Annotated in this window: 21 protein-coding genes and 1 tRNA gene; 10 read left to right on the forward strand and 12 right to left on the reverse strand. The window is 69.8% G+C overall.

Features of this window, described 5'->3' with window-relative positions; genetic code table 11:
- Positions 1-157: 157 nt before the first annotated feature.
- On the reverse strand, positions 158-1,105 hold the full coding sequence (locus tag ACZ60M_RS17965) for a helix-turn-helix transcriptional regulator (RefSeq protein WP_465419423.1): 948 nt from the start codon (positions 1,103-1,105) through the stop codon (positions 158-160).
- A gap of 86 nt (positions 1,106-1,191) precedes the next feature.
- Between ACZ60M_RS17965 and ACZ60M_RS17970 the strand changes: the two genes are divergently transcribed.
- Complete coding sequence (locus tag ACZ60M_RS17970) at positions 1,192-1,557, forward strand: VOC family protein (protein WP_465419424.1); 366 nt, start codon at positions 1,192-1,194, stop codon at positions 1,555-1,557.
- A gap of 73 nt (positions 1,558-1,630) precedes the next feature.
- On the opposite strand, the gene ACZ60M_RS17975 is transcribed toward ACZ60M_RS17970, so the two are convergent.
- The 3 genes from ACZ60M_RS17975 to ACZ60M_RS17985 form a co-directional block, all read right to left on the reverse strand.
- Positions 1,631-4,129, reverse strand: coding sequence for a S8 family serine peptidase (locus tag ACZ60M_RS17975; RefSeq protein ID WP_465419426.1), 2,499 nt, complete (start codon positions 4,127-4,129; stop codon positions 1,631-1,633).
- Positions 4,130-4,295: 166 nt separating this feature from the next.
- The gene (locus tag ACZ60M_RS17980; RefSeq protein ID WP_465419427.1) at positions 4,296-4,658 is read right to left on the reverse strand and encodes a fluoride efflux transporter FluC; all 363 of its coding nucleotides are present in this window, start codon (positions 4,656-4,658) and stop codon (positions 4,296-4,298) included.
- Positions 4,655-5,089, reverse strand: a complete 435-nt coding sequence (locus tag ACZ60M_RS17985) for a fluoride efflux transporter FluC (RefSeq protein WP_465419429.1) — start codon at positions 5,087-5,089, stop codon at positions 4,655-4,657. The genes ACZ60M_RS17980 and ACZ60M_RS17985 overlap by 4 nt, the downstream gene beginning before the upstream one ends.
- Positions 5,090-5,416: 327 nt before the next feature.
- On the opposite strand from ACZ60M_RS17985, the gene ACZ60M_RS17990 reads away from it, so the two are divergent.
- A complete protein-coding gene (locus ACZ60M_RS17990; RefSeq protein ID WP_465419431.1) occupies positions 5,417-6,763 on the forward strand; it encodes a dicarboxylate/amino acid:cation symporter in 1,347 nt (448 codons plus the stop codon).
- 67 nt (positions 6,764-6,830) lie between these two features.
- Here the strand turns inward: ACZ60M_RS17990 and ACZ60M_RS17995 are convergent, their stop codons facing one another.
- Entirely contained in the window at positions 6,831-7,436 is a 606-nt protein-coding gene (locus ACZ60M_RS17995) for an isochorismatase family protein (RefSeq protein WP_465419433.1), read from the reverse strand.
- 69 nt (positions 7,437-7,505) lie between these two features.
- Positions 7,506-8,198 (reverse strand): TetR/AcrR family transcriptional regulator, encoded by a 693-nt coding sequence (locus ACZ60M_RS18000; RefSeq protein ID WP_465419435.1) that lies wholly within the window; start codon positions 8,196-8,198, stop codon positions 7,506-7,508.
- A gap of 137 nt (positions 8,199-8,335) precedes the next feature.
- Here ACZ60M_RS18000 and ACZ60M_RS18005 point away from each other — a divergent pair, with 137 nt between their 5' ends.
- Together ACZ60M_RS18005 and ACZ60M_RS18010 are read left to right on the forward strand one after the other, a co-directional pair.
- On the forward strand, positions 8,336-9,082 hold the full coding sequence (locus tag ACZ60M_RS18005) for a DUF2306 domain-containing protein (RefSeq protein ID WP_465419437.1): 747 nt from the start codon (positions 8,336-8,338) through the stop codon (positions 9,080-9,082).
- 111 nt (positions 9,083-9,193) lie between these two features.
- The gene (locus tag ACZ60M_RS18010; RefSeq protein WP_465419439.1) at positions 9,194-10,351 is read left to right on the forward strand and encodes a DUF418 domain-containing protein; all 1,158 of its coding nucleotides are present in this window, start codon (positions 9,194-9,196) and stop codon (positions 10,349-10,351) included.
- Positions 10,352-10,404: 53 nt separating this feature from the next.
- Here ACZ60M_RS18010 and ACZ60M_RS18015 read toward each other — a convergent pair whose 3' ends face one another.
- From ACZ60M_RS18015 to ACZ60M_RS18025, 3 genes are read right to left on the reverse strand one after another with little or no spacing between them, the layout of a single operon-like run.
- Entirely contained in the window at positions 10,405-11,913 is a 1,509-nt protein-coding gene (locus tag ACZ60M_RS18015) for a tripartite tricarboxylate transporter permease (protein ID WP_465419441.1), read from the reverse strand.
- 9 nt (positions 11,914-11,922) lie between these two features.
- Complete coding sequence (locus ACZ60M_RS18020; protein ID WP_465419443.1) at positions 11,923-12,441, reverse strand: tripartite tricarboxylate transporter TctB family protein; 519 nt, start codon at positions 12,439-12,441, stop codon at positions 11,923-11,925.
- Positions 12,438-13,436 (reverse strand): Bug family tripartite tricarboxylate transporter substrate binding protein, encoded by a 999-nt coding sequence (locus ACZ60M_RS18025; RefSeq protein ID WP_465419444.1) that lies wholly within the window; start codon positions 13,434-13,436, stop codon positions 12,438-12,440. Before ACZ60M_RS18025 ends, ACZ60M_RS18020 begins: the two co-directional genes overlap by 4 nt.
- Positions 13,437-13,536: 100 nt before the next feature.
- Here ACZ60M_RS18025 and ACZ60M_RS18030 point away from each other — a divergent pair, with 100 nt between their 5' ends.
- Both ACZ60M_RS18030 and ACZ60M_RS18035 read left to right on the forward strand, forming a co-directional pair.
- A complete protein-coding gene (locus ACZ60M_RS18030; RefSeq protein ID WP_465419446.1) occupies positions 13,537-15,174 on the forward strand; it encodes a sensor histidine kinase in 1,638 nt (545 codons plus the stop codon).
- Positions 15,171-15,839 (forward strand): response regulator, encoded by a 669-nt coding sequence (locus tag ACZ60M_RS18035; protein ID WP_465419448.1) that lies wholly within the window; start codon positions 15,171-15,173, stop codon positions 15,837-15,839. The genes ACZ60M_RS18030 and ACZ60M_RS18035 overlap by 4 nt, the downstream gene beginning before the upstream one ends.
- Before the next feature lie 17 nt (positions 15,840-15,856).
- Here ACZ60M_RS18035 and ACZ60M_RS18040 read toward each other — a convergent pair whose 3' ends face one another.
- Positions 15,857-16,390 carry a COG4315 family predicted lipoprotein gene (locus tag ACZ60M_RS18040; RefSeq protein ID WP_465419450.1) on the reverse strand — a complete coding sequence of 178 codons (534 nt, stop codon included), beginning with the start codon at positions 16,388-16,390 and terminating at the stop codon, positions 15,857-15,859.
- 119 nt (positions 16,391-16,509) lie between these two features.
- Here ACZ60M_RS18040 and ACZ60M_RS18045 point away from each other — a divergent pair, with 119 nt between their 5' ends.
- Together ACZ60M_RS18045 and ACZ60M_RS18050 are read left to right on the forward strand one after the other, a co-directional pair.
- Positions 16,510-17,133: a ClpP family protease gene (locus ACZ60M_RS18045; RefSeq protein ID WP_465419452.1), complete on the forward strand. Its 624-nt coding sequence runs from the start codon at positions 16,510-16,512 to the stop codon at positions 17,131-17,133.
- A complete protein-coding gene (locus ACZ60M_RS18050) occupies positions 17,130-17,717 on the forward strand; it encodes a ClpP family protease (RefSeq protein ID WP_465419453.1) in 588 nt (195 codons plus the stop codon). Before ACZ60M_RS18045 ends, ACZ60M_RS18050 begins: the two co-directional genes overlap by 4 nt.
- On the opposite strand, the gene ACZ60M_RS18055 is transcribed toward ACZ60M_RS18050, so the two are convergent.
- Positions 17,714-18,034: a helix-turn-helix domain-containing protein gene (locus tag ACZ60M_RS18055; RefSeq protein ID WP_465419455.1), complete on the reverse strand. Its 321-nt coding sequence runs from the start codon at positions 18,032-18,034 to the stop codon at positions 17,714-17,716. The genes ACZ60M_RS18050 and ACZ60M_RS18055 overlap by 4 nt on opposite strands.
- Before the next feature lie 109 nt (positions 18,035-18,143).
- On the opposite strand from ACZ60M_RS18055, the gene ACZ60M_RS18060 reads away from it, so the two are divergent.
- Positions 18,144-18,479 (forward strand): ArsR/SmtB family transcription factor, encoded by a 336-nt coding sequence (locus ACZ60M_RS18060; protein WP_465419456.1) that lies wholly within the window; start codon positions 18,144-18,146, stop codon positions 18,477-18,479.
- A complete protein-coding gene (locus tag ACZ60M_RS18065; protein ID WP_465419458.1) occupies positions 18,476-18,949 on the forward strand; it encodes an SRPBCC domain-containing protein in 474 nt (157 codons plus the stop codon). The genes ACZ60M_RS18060 and ACZ60M_RS18065 overlap by 4 nt, the downstream gene beginning before the upstream one ends.
- Before the next feature lie 58 nt (positions 18,950-19,007).
- On the opposite strand, the gene ACZ60M_RS18070 is transcribed toward ACZ60M_RS18065, so the two are convergent.
- Positions 19,008-19,083, reverse strand: a tRNA-Ala gene (locus ACZ60M_RS18070).
- Between the last annotated feature and the right edge of the window lie 3 nt (positions 19,084-19,086).

The raw sequence follows: 19,086 nt of genomic DNA on the forward strand, positions 1-19,086 counted from the left end.
GGGGTGGGGGGGGGGGGGGGGAAAACCACTGCCACTTGTTTTCTTGAGAAAAAAACGCCAAAAAGACCCCCCTCCCCAACGAAAAAAAAAAAAAAACAAAAAAAAAACAACCCCCCCCCCCCCCCCCCCCCCCCCCCCCCCCCCCCCCACGGCGAGGTCAGTCCGCTGGTTGATAGTGGTCGAGGATCTGTTGTGCCAGTTCCCTGATGCGGCGGCGGGCCTCGGGTGGGTCGAGGACGGTGACGGTGTTGGCGAACTGGAGAAGTTGGCGCACGTCCTCCAGTTCACGGCAGTGCAGGACGGCCGAAGTGCGTCCCTGCCCGTCGGGCTCGGCGATCGTGAGTCGGCTGCCGAGGATTCGCTCGGCGCGCGGGACCTGGTAGTCCTTGATGAGCAGGCGGACTGTGAAGTCGCCCTTGGCCTCCCAACCAGAGGTCAGTTCAGCAGCGATGGAGGCGAGGCGGGCTCCGGGGCGCAGCCGCCGGGCGGTGCGGAGCGGTTCCCATGCGGCGATGCGCTGGAGGTTGAGCAGCTTCGGTTCGCCGGACTCGTCGGCGACGAGGTACCAGCGTCCGCCTTTCGCCAAGAGCCCGTAAGGGTCCACGGTCCTGCGGGTCGCGGTCTCGACTGGTCGCCGGTATTCGACGCGGAGCCGCACGCCGCGGCGCAGGTCGCCGATGAGCTGCGCGGGCGTCACGCCTGCAGGTTCGCGCCCGAACCACGGTCGGTTGTCGCTGACTACGAGGTCGCCGATCGGCAGCAGGTCCTCGGGCGGTCGGGCGCCGACGACCTTGCGGAGGGCCCGGCCGGTGACCGGTTCGACCCCGAGTCGTCGTCGCTGGTCGTCGTCCAGGCCGGTGAGCGTCAGGTGTTCGCGCTCGTGGGGCGTCAGCCGGGCCGCGTCCAAGGTGCCGCCGGGGAGCATGAAGACGCCGCCGTACTTGCCGCGCCGCATGAGGACCGGGAACCCGGCGTCCTGCAGCCAGTTGAGATCCCGGATCACGGTGCGGGCCGAGACGCCGGTCTCGTCCGCGAGCGCGGCCACGGTCGTCTCGGGCCGCGATTGCAGCGCGAGCAGCAGGGAGAAGAACCTTTCGGGAGTCACTTCTCCATGTTCGCAGTGAACATGACAGATCCCGGCATGTTTCCCCTTTACGGTGGCGCCTTCGACAACATCGAAGGAGAGCAGTGATGCCCGGACCGAACCAGTTCATCGTCTACGTCAGCGACGCCCCCGCGGCGGCGCGCTTCTACGGCGACCTCTTCGACATGGAGCCGGTCTTCGAGACCCCGGGCTTCGTCGCGTTCGACCTCGCCTCGGGAATCCAACTCGCGCTGTGGAGCCGATCGGAGGTCGATCTGGCCGCGACGTCGGTTCGCACGAGCGAACTGTGCCTGGCGGTCGAAGGCGCTCCCGCGTCGGTCGACGCGCTCTACGAATCCTGGACGGCCAAAGGCGTACGGGTGGTGGCGGAACCGGTCGACGAGGTCTTCGGTCGCACTTTCGTGGTCGCCGATCCTGACGGCAACCTGATTCGAGTTGCCCCGGTCGACTGACCGACCGCATTACGCGGCAGGGTGCGCCGGGACCGCTTCCGGTCTCGGCGCACCCCGCCTACTTCGGTGCGTGCTACTTGGTGAGGGTGAACACCGGGGATTGCCAGTGCTCCCAGTGGGCCGGATTCGCCTCGTCGCCAAGGGCTTTCAAGACCTTGACGTGGAGGGTCCACTGGCCCGGTTTGAAAGCGGCGGGCCGCTGTTCGGCGAGGTCTTGGAGGTGGATGCCCATGGCGTCGTTCGGTCCGGGGGAGCGCTGGAGGTACTGCTCGCGTTCCCATTCGATGACTTCGCCGGTGTCGGCGTTCTCGGCGCTGACCTCCATTGCGGACACTTGGTGGCCGAGGAAGACCAGTGCGGCGAGGTCCGGGCCCTCGGCGAGGCTGAAGGTCTCGCCCTCTTCCAGGTCTCGGTAGTCGAACTGGTGGGTTTCCGGGTCCTGTCCGACGATGGCCGCGAGGCGCGGGAATTCGGGGTGTTCGAGGACGGGGATCGCCAGGTAGTCGCCCTGGTAGCCGGAGTAGGCGGCGGTCAGTGATTCGCCGTTTTCCGGGCGGGCGGTGATGCGGCCTCCGAAGACGGTTCCTGCGGGGAGGTCGGCGCTCGGTTCGACGGTGACCTGCACTGTTGCTGTCTGGCCCGGGTACAGGTCCAGGGTCTTCGGCTCGAAGGTCACCTTGGGTTCGGCCGCAACGAAGTCCGGGGCGCGTTCGTCGCCCGTGGTCGCGATCGTGGACTGGTGGGTGAGTTCGTACGTGCGGGTCTGGTCGTCGCGGGACTTGAGCTGCAGCTCGAAGGTGCGCGGGGCCGTGCCGTCGCCGGTGTTGACGCCGGTGGGGAAGAGGCAGGCGCGGGCGTCGAGGGCGTCGATCACGTCGATGACGCCGGTGCCTTGGCGGTGGGCCGCTTCGAGTTCGCCCAGGTCCGGGTTCTCGCCCCACGCGACCGGCTTGGCGGAGTTGGCGAGTCGCGTGCGGATGTCGCGCGGCTCCAGGCGCGGTTCGGCGTCGAGCAGGAGCGCGGCCGCCCCGGCGACGTGCGGGGACGACATCGAAGTGCCGGAAAGGGACTCGTACGAGCCGTCGGCGACCGGCACAGTGGACCAGATGCCGCCGCCGGGGGCCGTCACGTCCGGTTTGAACGAGAGGTCCGGTGCGGGACCGTAAGCGGTGAAGGAGGACGCGAAGCCGCCGCGCGGGAGGTCGACCAGGACCGTCTCGCCCGTGAACTCCAGGACCGGGGCCTTGCCGATCGCGGCCAGGTCGTGCAGGTCCGCGCCGTCGGTGTCGGTGAGGGCGAGCGCCGGGACCGGGCCGTCCTCGATGCCGCTGCCGCCGAAGGGACCCGAGCGGTCGTTGTAGATGACGACCGCGGTAGCGCCCTCGGCGACGGCCCGCGCGTACTTCTCCTTGAACGTGCAGGTGCCGCGCACGATGAGCGCGGTCTTCCCGGAAACGTCCCCTTCGGACGGATCGTCGGCGCAGGCGCGGCCGAACCACACGAGCGGGTCGGTCGTGCCGGTCGGCTCGGCGGTGTCGTCCACGGTGCGGAAACCGACGCTGCGGTCCAGGGCCGGGACGAACGCGGCGTCCATGCGCTGCTTCGGATTGTCGGTCGAGGCCACGGCGATCACCTCGGAGCCGAGGCTCGGCGACGAACCCGAGTAGACCCCGGCCTCGCCGTCGTTGCCCATCGAGGCGACCACGGTGACACCCTCTTCGACGAGCTTGTCGGCGGCCACGGCGGTCGGGTACTCCGGCCACTGGAAGGACTGGCCGAGAGAGAGGTTCACGACGTCCATGCCGTCGACGAGCGCCGCTTCGAGCGCCTGCATGATGACCTCGGAACTCGTGGAACCGTTGCAGCCGAAGACTTTGTAAGCCCCGAACTCGACGTCGGGGGCGACGCCGGTGACCTTGCCGTTCGCGCCCACGATGCCCGCGACGTGCGTGCCGTGGCCGCCGCAGTCGGCCGGGTCGGCGTCGGGCGCGGGTTCGGCGTGCTCGGGGTCGTCGGAGTCGAAGTCGTCGCCGACGAAGTCGGTGCCGTAAGCGACCCGGCAGTCGGGGCCGAAGCAGCCACCCAGGTCGGGGTGGGTGTAGTCGATGCCGGTGTCGATGATGCCGACCTTGACGCCCTCGCCGGTAACGCCCCTGGCGTGCGCGTCCGCTGCGCGGGTGGTCTGGATCGCTTGAGCCAGTTCGGGTTGCCCGGTGTCGGCGGTCGTGGCGGGGCCCATGAGGAGGACGTCGGACCAGACCTCCTCGACGAGGTCGAGCCGTTCGAGGCGGCGGGCGGTCGCCGGGTCGGTCTCGACCGAGATGCCGTTCCAGACCCGGGAGAAGTCGTGCCTCACGGTGTAGTCGAGCCCGCGGGCCGCCGTGTCAAGCGCCGAGGCGCCCGCGCCTTCGGTGAGCTCGACGAGCCAGACCTGGGACGGGCCCTCGTCCGGAGTCGCCTGCGCCGCAGGGGCAGAGGAGGCGAGGAGCGGCAGCGCGATCGCGGCGGCGACGAACGCGGCCGGTCGGCGGGAGCGTGCGGATCGTTGCGCGAGCGCGCGGGAGCCGGGCATCAGGGGTCCCTTCGAGTCGCGCCGGTCGGGCCCCGGGCGACCCCGGCGCCCGACCGGCAGCTTTGGCAGGACCTCGATCGTCGGGCATGGGGGTGCTTGAAACGCGCATTTGGCGGCGGCGGCGCGTGTCGGGATCGGGAAGGGGAGGTGGGCGGTGCGGCGGTGGTTAGGCGGTGATCAGGTGCGCTAGGGCGAAGCCGAGGAGGCCTGCGCCTAGACCTCCTGCGAGGTTCGCCGCCACGTTCCAGAGGGCGTGGTGCCAGCGGCCTTCCTCTGCTAGGCGCAGCGTCTCGTACGAGAGGGTTGAGTACGTGGTGAGCGCTCCGCAGAAGCCGGTCACCAGCAGCGCCGACCAGCCTGGGTCCGCGACCGCGACCACCAGGAACACGGCCAGACCCGAGCCGAAGACGTTGACTATCAAGGTGCCCCAGGGGAGGAACCGGCCCGCGTAGTTGGCGACCACCAAGTCGGTGATGAATCGCGCCGGTGCGCCGACGGCCGCGCCGGCCGCTACCAGCAGCAGGGTCATGAGCGGCCTCGCACTAGAAGACGGCGCGTCGCGAACATCCCCAAAGCCGCCGCGAACAGCGCCGCCGCCATCGTCGCGAACGCGAAGACCACCCCGAGCGCGGTCGCCCCGGCGTTCGCGGCCTGGCCGATGTCGACGATGTAGGTAGAAAACGTGGTGAACCCGCCCAGGATGCCCACGCCGACGAACGGCCGTATCCGGCCCAGACCCGGCGCGACCTCCGTGACCGTGATCATCAGGACCCCGATGAGGAACCCGCCCACCGTGTTCGCGATGAAGGTGGCCGTGTCGAACTCGCCCGGCTCGAACGGGAAGGCGACATTGAGGCCGTACCTGGCGACCGCCCCGATCGCGCCGCCCGCAGCCACCGCGACCAGAGCGGGTACAGAGATGCCGCGCAGCGCGCGGCGCAAAGACGGAGAGTCAGGCACTCCCCGAATCTAGTCGCAGGTCGGGCCCTTATTCCCACTCGCGGTCCCGTATGCGGTCTCTCACTGACCCTTGCGCCCGATATGCGAGAACCGCTACCGTTGGCGGGCGATGCGCTACACGATTACGAACCAGCACCTGACACGCAGGCGTCACCTCGACTTCTGCCGCGTGTCCACGGTGCTCTGTCGTTAGCACGAACCTCTTCACCGGCGGGCTCGCCGATGACTCCCTTCCCCGCTGGCCTTGAGCCCACCCCAGCGTTTCCCTGGTAATTCCCGCAGCACAGCGGTGCCCTCCGCGTGCTGTCCGCAAAAAAGAGGTTCACCATGTCCGCAACCGCGGCAGCAAACGACACGAAGCGGCGCAAACGCTTCAAGATCCCGTTCGCCTGGCAGCTCCTGATCGGCCTCGCGCTCGGCCTCGTCCTCGGGTACGTCGCCCGCGAATGGTCCGTCGCCTGGCTCGGCACCACCCTCGAGACGATCGGCACGCTGTTCGTGCAGCTGCTCTTCCTCATCGTCCCGTTCCTGGTGTTCACCGCGATCGTCGCCTCGATCGCGAACCTGCGCAACCTCGCGAACGCCGGCCGCCTGGTCGCCAAGACCCTCGGCTGGTTCGCGCTCACCTCGGCCATCGCGGTCGCCATCGGCCTCGCGATCGGCCTCACCACCAACCCCGGCCAGGGCGTGACCCTGACGAGCTCGGCCGCCGCCCCGGAGACCACCGGCTCCTGGACCGACTTCCTCACCGGGATCATCCCCACCAACGTGGTCGACGCGTTCATGAACGTCAACGTCCTCCAGATCGTGTTCCTCGCGATCGTGGTGGGCGCGGCCGCCGCGAAGCTCGGCGACAAGGCCGAGCCGTTCCTGAAGTTCAACGCCTCCGCGCTGGCGCTCATCCAGAAGGCCCTGTGGTGGGTGATCCGCTTGGCGCCCTTCGGCACCGCGGCGCTCATCGGGAACTCGGTGTTCGCGTACGGCTGGGACCTGCTGGAGCCGCTCGCGGTGTTCAGCATCGACATCTACGCGGGCGCGCTCATCGTGATGCTCGTGGTCTACCCGGTGCTGCTGCGCCTGGTCGCGAAGGTCTCGCCGATCCAGTTCTTCCGCAAGGCGTGGCCCGCGATCCAGTTCGCGTTCGTCTCGCGCTCGTCGGTCGGCACCCTGCCGCTCGCGCAGCGGATCGTGACCGAGCGCCTCGGCGTAGCGCGCGACTACGCGTCGTTCGCGTCGCCGTTCGGCGCGACGACGAAGATGGACGGTTGCGCCGCGATCTACCCGGCGATCGCCGCGATCTTCGTGGCGCAGGTGTACGACGTGCCGCTCGGCATCCAGGACTACCTGCTCATCGCGTTCGTCTCGGTGATCGGCTCGGCCGCGACGGCGGGCCTGACCGGCGCCACGGTGATGCTGACCCTGACGCTGTCGACGCTGGGCCTGCCGCTCGAGGGCGTCGGCCTGCTGCTGGCGATCGACCCGATCATGGACATGATCCGCACGGCCACCAACGTGACCGGGCAGATGGTGGTGCCGGTGATCGTGGCGAAGTCGGAGAAGATCCTCGACCGCGAGGTGTACGACGCGGCGCCGGTGCCGCTCGACGCCGAGTCCGCGTTCGACGGCTCGGACGAGCCCGTCCGCAAGGGCGAGCCCGCGCTGCAGCCCGCATAAAGGCTTTACTCTCTCTCCTGAAATATCGGGGGCCGGTCCGCACAAGGACCGGCCCCCGTTGCGCTGCTTACGATTCGCGGGCGACTGCGGTGCTGGCCCAGATGCTGGGTCGGTCGAAGGCCTCGCCGTTCTCGACCGCTTTGATCCAGTCGGCAGTGGTGACGACCGTGGCGAAGTTCGACTGCATGACGGTGAGGACGCCGTTGTGCACGGCTTCGGCGCTCATGGTCCCGGCGGCGTTCGCGAGCGGCACGGTGCCGGTGGCGTCGGCGAGGAACTCGACGGCGTAGCCGAGGTGGAAGGCGTCGCGGGCGGTGGACTCGTCGCAGTTCTGGGTCATGTAGCCCGCGATCGAGACGACGTCGACGCCCGCGAGCAGGTCGTTCAGGTTCGTGCCGTGGAAGGACGAGGCCTTGGCCTTCTCGACGAGGTGGTCGTGGGCGCCGAGGTCGGCGTGGAGCTCCCAGGCGTGCGAGCCGCGCGCGAACAGCGGGGAGGTCTCCGGTGAGGAGTGCTGCACGGCGATCACCGGGACGCCAGCGGCGCGGGCGGCATTGATGGCCGCGTTGATGTTCGCGAAGCTCTCCTCGCGGGGCGGGAACGCGATGGGGAGGTTCCCGGTGAAGTACTCGTTCTGGACGTCGATGACGACCAGGGCGCGTTGGACGGTCATGCAGCCCAAGATAATCGCGCCGCGAGCCGGTAAGCCCTGGGGCGGGTGGTGCTCTCGGGCACAGCGGGGTCAGACCCGCTGCTCGATATGGCGTTCGAGGCCGTCGAGGACGCGTTCGAGCCCGAACACGAAGTAGTCCTCCATGGCGGCCTCGGACGCGGAGCCGGGTTCGGCGAGCCGCGCGAGGTTGGGGAAGCGCGCGCGCATCGCGGGGTCGGCGAGGAACTGGAACATCTCGGTGTCGCCGTCGGTGCTGCCGCCGACCTCGGGGCGGACCGCGCCAAGCACGAAGCAGTCGACGGTGAGCACGCTGATGAGCCCGAGCTCGGCGGGGAGCCCGACGGCGGTGAGCTTCCCGAGCATGGCGTCGACCCACCCGGCCTCGCCGGGGCCCATGGCGCGTTCGGAGGTCCCGACGACCACCGCCCACGGGTGGGCGGTGAACAGGTCGCGCACGCCGAGTCCCCAGTGGCGCAGGAGGTCCCGCCAGTTGTCGGCGTCGGCGAGGGGCGCGGGCGCGGCCATGAGCGAGTCGTACATGAGGATGACGAGCTCGTCCTTGCCCGGGATGTGCCGGTACAGGGACATGACGCCGCTGCCGAGCCGCTCGGCGAGGTGCTTCATCGAGACCTTCTGCAGGCCTTCGGCATCGGCGATGGCGACGGCCTCGGCGACGATCCGCTCGCGGCTGAGTCCGGCGGGGCGTCCGCGTCCGGGGCGGGCGGTGTCGCCCCACAGCAGGTCGTAGTCGGCTTTCCCCACTGGCGCGCTCCCTTCGCTCGGTCTCGAGCAGCCTACGTCGGGGCCGGAAACCGACGGCACCCATCAGTCGTGCGTATGATGTACGCTAATTAGCGTATCGCATACGCATCGATCGGACCCCGTGATCGGAGAACCCCATGGCCGAGCCCCACGTCCTCGCACCCGCACCCGAAACCCCGCCCGCACAGGCGAAACCGAAGTGGTACCGCCGCCCCTGGATCGTCCCGCTGTTCGTGATCGTGGGCCTGTTCGTCGCGGCCCGCCTCCCCAGCTACCTCACCTTCGACACCACGGACTCGCTCGTCGAGCTCCAGGAGGCCTTCCCCGAGACGCACTACCTGATGCTCACCGGGCACATCCTGTTCGGCTCCATCGCGATCATCACCTGCTCGATGCAGGTCTGGCCGTGGCTGCGCCAGCACCACCCGAAGGTCCACCGCATCTCCGGCCGCGTGTACGTCTTCGCGGGCGTCGTGCCCTCGGGGCTGTTCGCGCTGGTCGTGAGCATCGTGTCGGTGATCGGCCCGGCCGGGAAGATCGGGAACGTCTTCCTCTCGCTGCTGTGGTTCGGCGTGACGTTCGCCGGCCTCGTCGCGGCCCGGCGGCGGCGCTTCCAGGAGCACCGGCGCTGGATGATCCGCAGCTTCGCGCTCTGCACTTCCATTGTGGTCAACCGGGTGTGGCTGGTCCTCTTCCTGTTCGGGCTCATGCCGTTCCTCGACGGCTACTACGGCGGCGACATGGACGCGCTCATCGAGGACGCCGCGGTCGCCTCGATCTGGATGAGCTGGATCGTCAACCTGATGATCGCCCAGTGGTGGCTCGACCGGAAACCCAAGCGCGGGAAGCGCTTGGCTGCCACCAAAGTCGCAGTCGGGACCTGAACCCCCGACTTTCGGGGCGGCCGGAGATACGCCTCCGGTCGCCCTTTGCGCACGTGAAAGTCCATGCCGCGGAAGGATTCTTTCGGCCCCGCGACGCGCGAACCTGAGTACATGCACACCTCTACCGCGGTGGCCCCGGCCGCCGAAACCGCGCCAGCCTCGAAGCGACTGCCGCTGCTCGACGTCCTCCGCGGCGTCGCGATCCTCGGCACGCTCGGCACGAACATCTGGATCTTCGCCTCCCCCGCCGGGGAGGCCGGGCCCCTGCTGGGCAGTTCCGGGGCCACCACCGACGACTCGTTCGTCGGCGCGCTCTTCGAACTGCTCACCAACGGCAAGTTCCTGTCGATGCTCACCGTGCTCTTCGGCGTCGGCCTCGCCATCCAGTTCCGCTCGGCCGAAAAGAAAGGCCGCCGCTGGCCGGGCCGGTACCACTGGCGGGCCCTGTTCCTCTTCGCCGAAGGCACCGTCCACTTCGTCCTCGTGTTCGCGTGGGACGTGCTCATGGGGTACGCCGTGACCGCGATCCTCGTGGCCTGGATGCTCCGGCGCTCGCAGCGGGCGCAGCGCATCGTCATGTGGACCGCGCTCGGCCTGCACCTGGCGCTCATGGGCCTCATCACGGCCGCGATGACTGCCGGGCCGGGCCTGGAGCAGCAGACCGACCCCGAGATCGAGGCGCTCTACGCCTCCGGGTCCTGGTGGGAGCAGGTGCAGTTCCGGCTCGACAACGCCCTCGCGTTCCGCATCGAACCGGTCGTCACCTTCCCGCTCCTGGTGTTCCTGTTCATGCTGGGCGTCAAGCTCTTCCGCGCCGGAGCCTTCGGAGGGGACGCGGCCGGGGGCCGCATCCGCCGCCGCCTCCTGGTGTGGGGCCTCGGGATCGGCATCCCGCTCAACCTCGCGGTGATGAACGGGCCCGACGGGCTGTTCTTCCTCGAGCGGTACGTCGCCGCGCCCGTGGTCATGCTCGGCTACATCGGCCTCGTCGGGCTCATCGTGGAGAAGGCGCGGCGCGGGATCGTCATGGGCGCCTTCGAAAGCCTCGGCCGCACCGCACTCAGCGGGTACATCCTGCAGAACGTGCTCGCCTCGGCGCTCTGCTACGGCTGGGGCCTCGGCCTCGCCGCGAGGTTCGGCTACAGCGCCTGGCTGGTCGTGGTCCTGTGGATCGGCATCAGCGCGGTCCTGCTCGTCGGCTCGCGACTGTGGTTGCGCCGCTTCACGACCGGCCCGGCCGAGATGCTGCAGAAGGCCGCCCTCCGTTAGCAAAAACGAGGTGCGGGCCGGAAGCCCCCGGCCCGCACCTCCCCCTCTGGCAGTTAAGCAGCGACGGCCTCGCGGTCGCGCACGGCCCGGCGGCGGAGCAGCGACACCAAGGGCCACAACGCGATCACGGCCACGATCGCGTACACCGTCCACGACACCGGCCCGCCGATCAGGCCCGTCAGGTCGCCGCCCGAGAGCTGCAGCGACATGCGCGCCTGGCGTTCGGCCATCGGGCCGAGGATCACGCCCACGATCATCGGCAGCATCGGAATCCCGAAGCGCCGCATAGCGAGCCCGATCAGGCCCAGCGCGATCAGGATGTACAGCTCGAACGCCTGGCCGCTGGTCGCGTACGCGCCCATCGAGGCGAAGAACAGGATGCCCGCGAACAGGTACGGCTTGGGGATGCGCAGCAGCTTCACCCACATCGGGATGAGCGGCATGTTCAGCACCAGCAGCATCGCGTTGCCCACGAAGAGCCCGGCGATGAGCGTCCACACCAGCGCCGACTCCTTCTCGAACAGGAGCGGGCCCGGCTGGATGCCGTACGTCTGGAACGCCGCCAGCATGACCGCCGCCGTAGCGTTGCACGGCAGGCCGAGCGCGAGCATCGGCACGAGCGTCCCGGCCGCCGAGGCGTTGTTCGCCGCCTCCGGGCCCGCGACACCCTCGATCGCGCCGTTCCCGAACTCCTTCTTGTGCTTCGAGAGCTTCCGTTCGGTCACATAGGACAGGAACGTGGGCACCTCGGCGCCGCCGGCGGGGACCGCCCCGAACGGGAATCCCAGCGCGGAGCCGCGCAGCCACGGGCCCCACGAGCGGCGCCAGTCGCTCTTGCCCATCCACACCCGGCCGACCGGGATGATCTCGTCCGTGCCGTTCTTGCGGCGCGCGGCCGTCCACAGTGCTTCACCGACCGCGAAGGCGCCCACGGCGACCACGACGATGTCGATGCCGTTCGCGAGCTCCGGCACGCCGTAGGTGAGACGCTGCTGGCCGGTCACGGCGTCGATCCCGATGGTGCCGATGACGAGGCCGAGCAGGAGCGACGCGAAGCCGCGGATGCGCGAGGAGCCGAGCACCGAAGCGGTCGCGACCAGCGCGAGCATCATGATCGCGAAGTACTCGGGCGCGCCGAGGCCGATCGCGAACTTCACGGTGATCGGGGTGACGAACACGAGCGCGATCGTCGCGATCGTCCCGGCCACGAACGAGCCGATGGCGGCGGTCGCGAGGGCCTGCCCGCCGCGCCCGTTCTTCGCCATCTTGAAGCCCTCGAGGACCGTGACCACCGAAGACGACTGGCCCGGCGTGTTCAACAGGATCGCCGTGGTCGAACCGCCGTACATGCCGCCGTAGAAGATCCCGCCGAACATGATGAACGCCTGGGTCGGCTCCATCCCGTACGTGATCGGCAGCAGCAGCGCGATCGCCATAGCGGTGCCCAGGCCCGGCAGCATGCCCACGGCCGTGCCGATGGTGACGCCGATGAGCGCGATGAGCAGGTTCTGCGGCGTCAGGATCGCCGCGAAGCCGTCGAGGAGCGAGTTGAGGTTCTCCATGCCAGCCCCCTACAGGATTCCCTGGAGCACGCCGGCCGGAAGGCCGAGGCCCAGGCCGATCGCGAACCCGTAGAACGTGGCGAGGCCGAGCACGACCGCCGCCGCGAGCGTCAGGAAGTACCGGCGCGAGCCGAGCACGATCGCCGCGCCCCAGAACAGGAGCGACCCGGAGATGACCCAGCCGAGCCAGTCGATGAGCAGCGCGTTCGCGATGAACACGGCGCACAGGAGGCCGATGGTCTTCCAGTCGTACTTGTCGCCCGCGTGCTTGCCCTCGTCCTCGCCGTGGCCGCCGCGCAGCACGTCGAGCGCGTAGAACGCCGCGACCGCGAACAAGAGCACCCCGAGGATGATCGGCACCGGTTTCGGGCCGATCGGGTCGTTCGACGCGGAGAACCCGCCGAGGCGGGAGGCGTCGACGATCACGAGGACGCCGAGCACCGCGAGGAACCCGCACACCCACAGCTGCGCGAGGTCCCGCTTCGGCGTCGCGACCTCCTCGACGGCCGCTTCGGTCTCGACGGTCATGCCAGGCCCAGTTCCTGCAGGGTGGCGGCGACCGTGGCGTCCTGCTCGGTGAGGAAGTCGCCGAAGTCGTCGCCGGTGATGAACGCGTCGGTCCAGCCCTGCTTCTCCAGTTCCTCCTGCCAGGCCGCGGAGTCGTGCATCGCCGTGAGCGCGTCGATCCAGGCCTTGCGGTCGGCGTCCTCGATCCCGGGCGGGGCCACCCAGCCTCGCCAGTTCGTGAACTCCAGGTCGATGCCCGATTCACCGAACGTCGGCGCGTCGGGGACGACGTCGACGCGCTCGGCGCCGGAGACCGCGAGGACCCGCAGCTGACCGGCCTCGATCTGGTCGATGAACTCGCCCACGCCGGACGCGCCGAACGCGATCTTCTCGCCCAGCAGCGCGGGCAGGAGCTCGCCGCCGCCGTCGTACGACACGTAGTTGACCTTGGTCGGGTCGATGCCGACGGCCTTCGCGAGCTGCATCGGCAGCAGGTGGTCGGGGCCGCCGGGGGAGGAGCCGCCGCCGACGGTGACGCCGTCGAGGTCGCCCTGCCAGGCCGCGACCAGGTCCTGGATCGTCTGGAACGGGGACGCGGCGGGCACGACGATGGCCCCGGACTCCTCGACGAGCTTCGCCAGCGGCGTGGTCGCCGTCAGCTTCGCCTCGGAGTTCTGCGTGTAGGAGGCGCCCACGACGCCCAGGCCCATCTGCATGGCGAGCTTGCCGTTCGCCTCTTCGCTGACCGTGCGCTGCAGGCCGACCGTGCCGCCCGCGCCTTCGAGGTTGAACACCTCGACGGCCTTGGCGATCGACTCGTCCTCCATGATGCGGGCGATGGAGCGGGCGGTCGTGTCGTAGCCGCCGCCGGGGCTGTTGGGCACCATGATCCGCAGACCGGTGAGCGGCCCGCCGTCGCCGCCGCCGTCTTCTGCGGTGAGACCGCAGGCCGTGGCCGTGGCGGCGAGGGGGACGGCCGCCGCGGCGCTGAGGAGGGCCCTCCGGGGAAATTTCATCGTCGTTGCTCTTTCATTTCGAGGGTGGTGTGAGAGACGATGGTCACCCTGACGCGGCCCCGGCGTCAGCCTTGTGTCCGTAACGATCATTGAGTTCATTGTGTTCAGCCCTCTGAAGCGCCCGACGCTCGCCGGCCAGCTGCTCGCCTTCCAGCTGACGGTGATCCTCCTCGTGCTCGCCGCCGTCGCGGGCGTCTCGCTCGCGCAATCGCAGGCGCTCTTCACGATCGAGGAGGGCCGCCGCGTCACCCAGCTCGCTGAGAGCCTCGCCGCCTCCGACCTGGTGCGCGGCCGCCTCCCCGCGCCCCTGCCCGAGCAGACGCTCGCTCCCGAGATCCAGTCGAGCCTGGAACGCTGGCAGGTGTCATCGGTGACGATCGCCGACGCTGAAGGCGAGATCGTGGCCTCCACGAACCCGCTGCTCATCGGCACTGAGCTGCCGCTCGGTACGGGCGTGTTGGACGGGCGCGGCTGGCGGGGCGAGATCGAGCTCGGCGGCCGGACCGAACTGGTCGGGCAGGCGCCCGTGATCAGCGACGAGACCTACGAGGTCCTGGGCGTCGCCGTCGTCGGCCAGGAAGTGCCCTCGGCGGGCGCGATGCTCGCCGGGGACAGCCCCGACCTGCTGCTCTACCTCGGGATCGCCTCGGCGCTCGGCGTCGCCGGGTCGGTGCTGCTCGCGCGGCGCATCAAACGCCAGACGTTCGGCATGGAGCCGCGCGAGATCGCCGGGCTCGCCGAGCACCGCGAGGCGATGCTCTACGGGATCGCCGAGGGCGTCGTCGCCCTCGACCCGCAGCACCGCGTCACCCTCGTCAACGACGTCGCGCGCCGACTCCTCGACCTCCCGGACACGGCCGTGGGCCGCACGCTGGGCGACCTCGACCTGTCCGCGCGCCTGCGCGACGTCCTCACCGGTACCGCCGAAGGCGCCGACCAGGTGGTCCTGCAGGGCAACCGCGTGCTCGTCGTCAACCGCATGCCCGTCGCCAAGGACGGCCGCCCGCTCGGCTCGGTCGCGACCCTGCGCGACCGCACCGAGCTCGCGCAGCTCGAACGCGACCTCGGCTCGTTCCGGTCGACCGCCGAGGCCCTGCGCGCGCAGGCCCACGAGTTCGACAACAAGCTCCACACGATCTCCGGGCTCATCCAGATCGGCGAGCACGACGAGGTCGTGCAGTACATCGACGCGCTCAACCGGCACCGGCAGTCCCTCGACCTGCACATCGCCGAGCCGATCCGCGACAAGGCGATCGCCGCGCTCCTCATGGCGAAGTCCGCGCAGGCCTCCGAGCGGCGCGTCCGCCTCGACATGGACCCGGGCAGCGCCCTCGCGCCGCTCGCCGCCGAAGACTCGGCCGACGTCGGCACGGTCCTGGGCAACCTCGTCGACAACGCCGTCGAAGCGGCCGCCGGGCTCGTGCGCGACGCGCCCCTGCCGCGCCGCTCCGACACCGACGCCTGGGTGCGCGTCCTGATTCGCGAAGACGAAGGGGCCGTTCGCATCACCGTCGACGACTCCGGCCCGGGCGTCCCGCCCGAGACCGCCGGGGAGGTCTTCGAGCACGGGTACACCACGAAGGCCGCCGCGGCCGAGCACGGCATCGGACTTGCGCTCACCAGGCTCGTGTGCGAGCATCACGGCGGCTCCGTGGCCCTGGAGCACACCGAGCGGGGCGCCCGCTTCACCGCGGTCCTGCCGCTCCTCTACCGTCCCGCCGTGAAGGAACCGACATGATCGATGTGCTGGTCGTCGACGACGACTTCCGGCTGGTCAACATCCACCGCGGCTTCGTCGAACGCACCCCCGGCTTCCGCGTCGTCGCGTGCGCCCGCACCGGCGAGGAGGCCCTGGCGGCCCTCGCCGAGCACCGGCCCGACCTGGTGCTCCTCGACCTGTACCTGCCCGACGTGTTCGGGCTCGACCTGCTGCCGCGCATGCGCGCCGAAGGCCACGAATGCGACGTCATGGTGATCTCGGCGGCCCGCGAGGCCGAGGCGGTGCGCGCGGCCGTGCGGCTCGGCGTCGTCTCCTACCTGCTGAAACCCTTCAGCTTCGACGACTTCACCGAGCGCCTGGAGCAGTACGCGAACCGCCGCGCGGGCCTTGCCGCCGCCGCCGTCCGCGACCAGGCCGACGTCGACCGCGCCTTCGACCGGCCCGCCACGGGGCCGATCACCATGCTGCCCAAGGGGTTCAGCAACGAGACCGCGAAGCTCGTGGAAGGGGCCCTGCGCGAGACCCCTGACTCGCTCTCGGCCGCCGAATGCGCCGAGCAGGTCGGCATCTCCAGGGTCAGCGCCCGCCGCTACCTGGAGCAGCTCGCCGAGACCGGCCGCGCCGAAGTGGCCCTGAAGTACGCGGGGCGGGGCCGCCCGGAGCGCCGCTACCGCTGGCGCTGACCGGACGGCTCCCCGCGCTAGCTGTCGGTGGTGTTCGCGTCGCCGTTCGCCGCCACCAGGTACCAGACGCTCTGCAGCCCTTGGCCGTCCGTCTCGCCCGGCTCGTCATCGTCCGCGTAGTAGTACAGCGGCCACTTGTTGTAGGTGACCTGCATGGAGCCGTCGCTGCGCTCCACGGTGCCGATGAGCGAGGCGTCGACCGCGCCGCTCGCACCCACGTCGGCGGAACCGGCGATCATCGGCGGCCACGCCGCCGCGCACGCGTCGTAGCAGGTCGGGTCGGCCTGCGCATCCGTCTTGAACAGGTACAGCGCGAAACCGTCGCTGTCCACAAGGAACTCGCCGTGGTCGTCGTCGGTGGCCGTCGCGAGCGAGGCGGCCGCGTCGGCGGTCGGCGCTTCCGTAGGCGACTCCGATGCCGAAGTGGGGTCGGTCCCGTAGGGGCCGCTGTCCGATCCGCCGTCGGAGTCGCCGCACGCGGCGGCCCCGAGCAGGGCGAACGCGGCCGCCGCGGCGGCGCACGCACGCTGGTGTCGTATCCATCTGGTCATGCCGGGAGCCTAAGCAGCGCAGGGCCCGGCCCGGGGGATTTCGGCCGCGCTGCTCAGAGCAGATCCGCCCCGGGCGGAAACGGTGGCGCGCCGGTCCCGCTCCGCCGCATCGTGGACCCATGAGTGAAAACGGGAAACCACTGATGTTCGACGACCGGGCCAGGCGCGAGCTCTACCAGCAGCGCGTGCTCGTCCTCGACGGCGCACTTGACGACGACAACGGCACCCTGCTCGCCACGCAGATGCTGTCCCTCGCAACGGAGAACCCGGCCGCCGACATCGCACTGTGGATCCACTCCCCGGGCGGGTCGGTCCCCTCCATGCTCGCGATCCGCGACGTCATGCGGCTCCTCCCCTGCGAGGTGTCCACACTGGCGCTCGGCTTGGCCTGCAGCGCAGGGCAGTTCCTGCTCTCCTCCGGCACCAGGGGCAAGCGCCGCGCCCTGCCGCACGCGCGCGTCCTCATGCACCAGGGCTCCGCGGGCATCGGCGGCGTGGCCGTCGACATCGAACTGCAGGCCAACGACCTGCGCTACACCCGCGACACCGTCCTCGGCCTCATCGCCGAGGACACCGGCCAGCCGCTCGAGCGGATCTTCGAGGACTCGCTCCACGACCGCTGGTACACCGCGACCGAAGCCCGCGACTACGGCTTCATCGACGGCATCGTGTCGTCCTTCGACGAGATCGCCCCGCCCGCGCGCCGCAGCATCGGCCTGAGCCTCCAGGGGGCCTCCGCATGAGCACCTACTCGATCCCCAACGTGATCACCAAGAACGAGCGCGGCGAGCGGATCATGGACGTCTACTCGTACCTGCTCAGCGAACGCATCATCTACCTGGGCACCGGGATCGACGCCGGGGTCGCGAACGCGCTCGTCGCGCAGCTGCTGCACCTCGACGCCGAGAACCCCGACCGCACGATCAACCTCTTCATCAACTGCGAGGGCGGCGACCCGAGCGCGATGCTCGGCGTCTACGACACGATCCGGTACATCAAGGCCAAGGTCGCGACCACCTGCGTCGGCCAGGCCGTCGCGGTCGGCGCAGTCCTCCTCGCGGCCGGGGCCGAGGGGATGCGGGCGGCGCTGCCGCACGCACGCGTCGTGCTCCACCAGCCCGCCGCGCAAGGCCGCGGGGCGATCCCCGACCTCATCCTCGCCGCCGACGAGATCGTGCGCGTGCGCGCCGACATCGAGGCGATCCTCTCGCGCCACACCGGCCAGACGCCCGAGGCGCTGCGCGCCGACACCGACCGGGACCGCGTCTTCACCGCGCAGGCGGCGAAGGACTACGGCCTCATCGACCAGGTGATGGAGGAGCGCTAAGCGGCCAGGGCGTAAGCCGAGCGGTGAACATACGCAGCCACAGAAGCAGTGAACTGCACGGAAAGCCGCTCGGCAACGGCCACAGTCAAGTCCGTCAGAGTAAGTTCCAGAGCGCCGGCAACCGCCGCGATCATCTCGCTCGAAGGGTCCTTCATCCCGCGCTCGATCTCGGAGAGGTACTGCGGCGAGATCCCGGCCCGGCCCGCGGTGTCGGTCAGCTTCTCGCCGCGGTCGTGGCGCAGGTCCCGGAGGCATTCGCCGAGGGCGTCGCGCCAGAGCGGCTCGCCGTCCGGCTTCGGTTCAGCAGTGTCGGCCATGCCTCATCGTAGGACCGCCAAACCCCCCGAGACCAGGCCGTTTCGCTGTGAGCAGATCAAGAACCCGATTTCCTTGCACTGACGATCCGGTCGAGCAATACTTAGCCATATGGCAAAGTATTCGGAGGAGCTCGACGGACTGTTCTGGGCCCTCGCCGACCCCACCAGGCGAGAGGTCGTCAGACGCCTCGGCCTCGGCCCCCAGAGCGTGGGCGACCTCGCCAGCGCGTTCCCGATCACCCTGCCCTCGTTCATGAAGCACGTGCGGACCCTGGAGGCGAACGGCCTCATCCGCACCGTCAAGTCCGGCCGGGTGCGCACCTGCGCGCTCCGGCGCGAACGCCTCGACCTCGTCGACGGCTGGCTCGCCGAGCAGCGCCGGACCTGGGAAGACCGCACCGACAGGCTCGAACGCCTCGTCACCGCACCCGAGGAGGAGCAATGAATCCCGAACTCGACCTGGCGCTCGAACGCGTCATCCGCGCCCCGCGCGACCGCGTCTGGCGCGCCTGGACCGACCCGGACCGCTTCGCCCAGTGGTGGATTCCGGCACCGATGACCTGCCGCGTCGACCGCCTCGAACCGCGCCCCGGCGGCGCGCTCGTGACCCGCATGAGCGAGGACGGCACCACGTTCGTCCCGCACCTGAACGCGTGCTTCCTCATCGCCGACGAGAACGAGCGGATCGTCTTCACCAACGGCCTCGACAGCGACTGGCGCCCATCGCAACCGCAGCCGGTCGCCATGACCGCCCAGATCACGCTCGCCGACCACCCGGACGGCACCCGCTACCAGGTACTCGTCCGCCACGGCGACCCCGCCGCCCGCGAGCTCCACGAGAAACTCGGCTTCGCCGAAGGCTGGGGCACCGTCACCGCCCAACTCGCCGCCCTCACCGAATCCGAACCCGCCTGACCGGGCCCGCAACACACAAAAACGGCACCGACCCAAAGGCCGATGCCGTTTTTCATTCTGGTGGAGCTTAGGGGATTCGAACCCCTGACCTTTTCCATGCCATGGAAACGCGCTACCAACTGCGCCAAAGCCCCTTG

This window comes from Glycomyces sp. NPDC050141 (assembly GCF_055586545.1).

Coding starts and splice junctions, on each gene's coding strand:
- ACZ60M_RS17970 (WP_465419424.1), top strand. CDS start 1,192: ATGCCCGGACCGAACCAGTTCATCGTCTACGTCAGCGACGCCCCCGCG.
- ACZ60M_RS17975 (WP_465419426.1), bottom strand. CDS start 4,129: ATGCCCGGCTCCCGCGCGCTCGCGCAACGATCCGCACGCTCCCGCCGA.
- ACZ60M_RS17980 (WP_465419427.1), bottom strand. CDS start 4,658: ATGACCCTGCTGCTGGTAGCGGCCGGCGCGGCCGTCGGCGCACCGGCG.
- ACZ60M_RS17990 (WP_465419431.1), top strand. CDS start 5,417: ATGTCCGCAACCGCGGCAGCAAACGACACGAAGCGGCGCAAACGCTTC.
- ACZ60M_RS17995 (WP_465419433.1), bottom strand. CDS start 7,436: ATGACCGTCCAACGCGCCCTGGTCGTCATCGACGTCCAGAACGAGTAC.
- ACZ60M_RS18005 (WP_465419437.1), top strand. CDS start 8,336: ATGGCCGAGCCCCACGTCCTCGCACCCGCACCCGAAACCCCGCCCGCA.
- ACZ60M_RS18010 (WP_465419439.1), top strand. CDS start 9,194: ATGCACACCTCTACCGCGGTGGCCCCGGCCGCCGAAACCGCGCCAGCC.
- ACZ60M_RS18015 (WP_465419441.1), bottom strand. CDS start 11,913: ATGGAGAACCTCAACTCGCTCCTCGACGGCTTCGCGGCGATCCTGACG.
- ACZ60M_RS18020 (WP_465419443.1), bottom strand. CDS start 12,441: ATGACCGTCGAGACCGAAGCGGCCGTCGAGGAGGTCGCGACGCCGAAG.
- ACZ60M_RS18025 (WP_465419444.1), bottom strand. CDS start 13,436: ATGAAATTTCCCCGGAGGGCCCTCCTCAGCGCCGCGGCGGCCGTCCCC.
- ACZ60M_RS18035 (WP_465419448.1), top strand. CDS start 15,171: ATGATCGATGTGCTGGTCGTCGACGACGACTTCCGGCTGGTCAACATC.
- ACZ60M_RS18040 (WP_465419450.1), bottom strand. CDS start 16,390: ATGACCAGATGGATACGACACCAGCGTGCGTGCGCCGCCGCGGCGGCC.
- ACZ60M_RS18045 (WP_465419452.1), top strand. CDS start 16,510: ATGAGTGAAAACGGGAAACCACTGATGTTCGACGACCGGGCCAGGCGC.
- ACZ60M_RS18050 (WP_465419453.1), top strand. CDS start 17,130: ATGAGCACCTACTCGATCCCCAACGTGATCACCAAGAACGAGCGCGGC.
- ACZ60M_RS18055 (WP_465419455.1), bottom strand. CDS start 18,034: ATGGCCGACACTGCTGAACCGAAGCCGGACGGCGAGCCGCTCTGGCGC.
- ACZ60M_RS18060 (WP_465419456.1), top strand. CDS start 18,144: ATGGCAAAGTATTCGGAGGAGCTCGACGGACTGTTCTGGGCCCTCGCC.
- ACZ60M_RS18065 (WP_465419458.1), top strand. CDS start 18,476: ATGAATCCCGAACTCGACCTGGCGCTCGAACGCGTCATCCGCGCCCCG.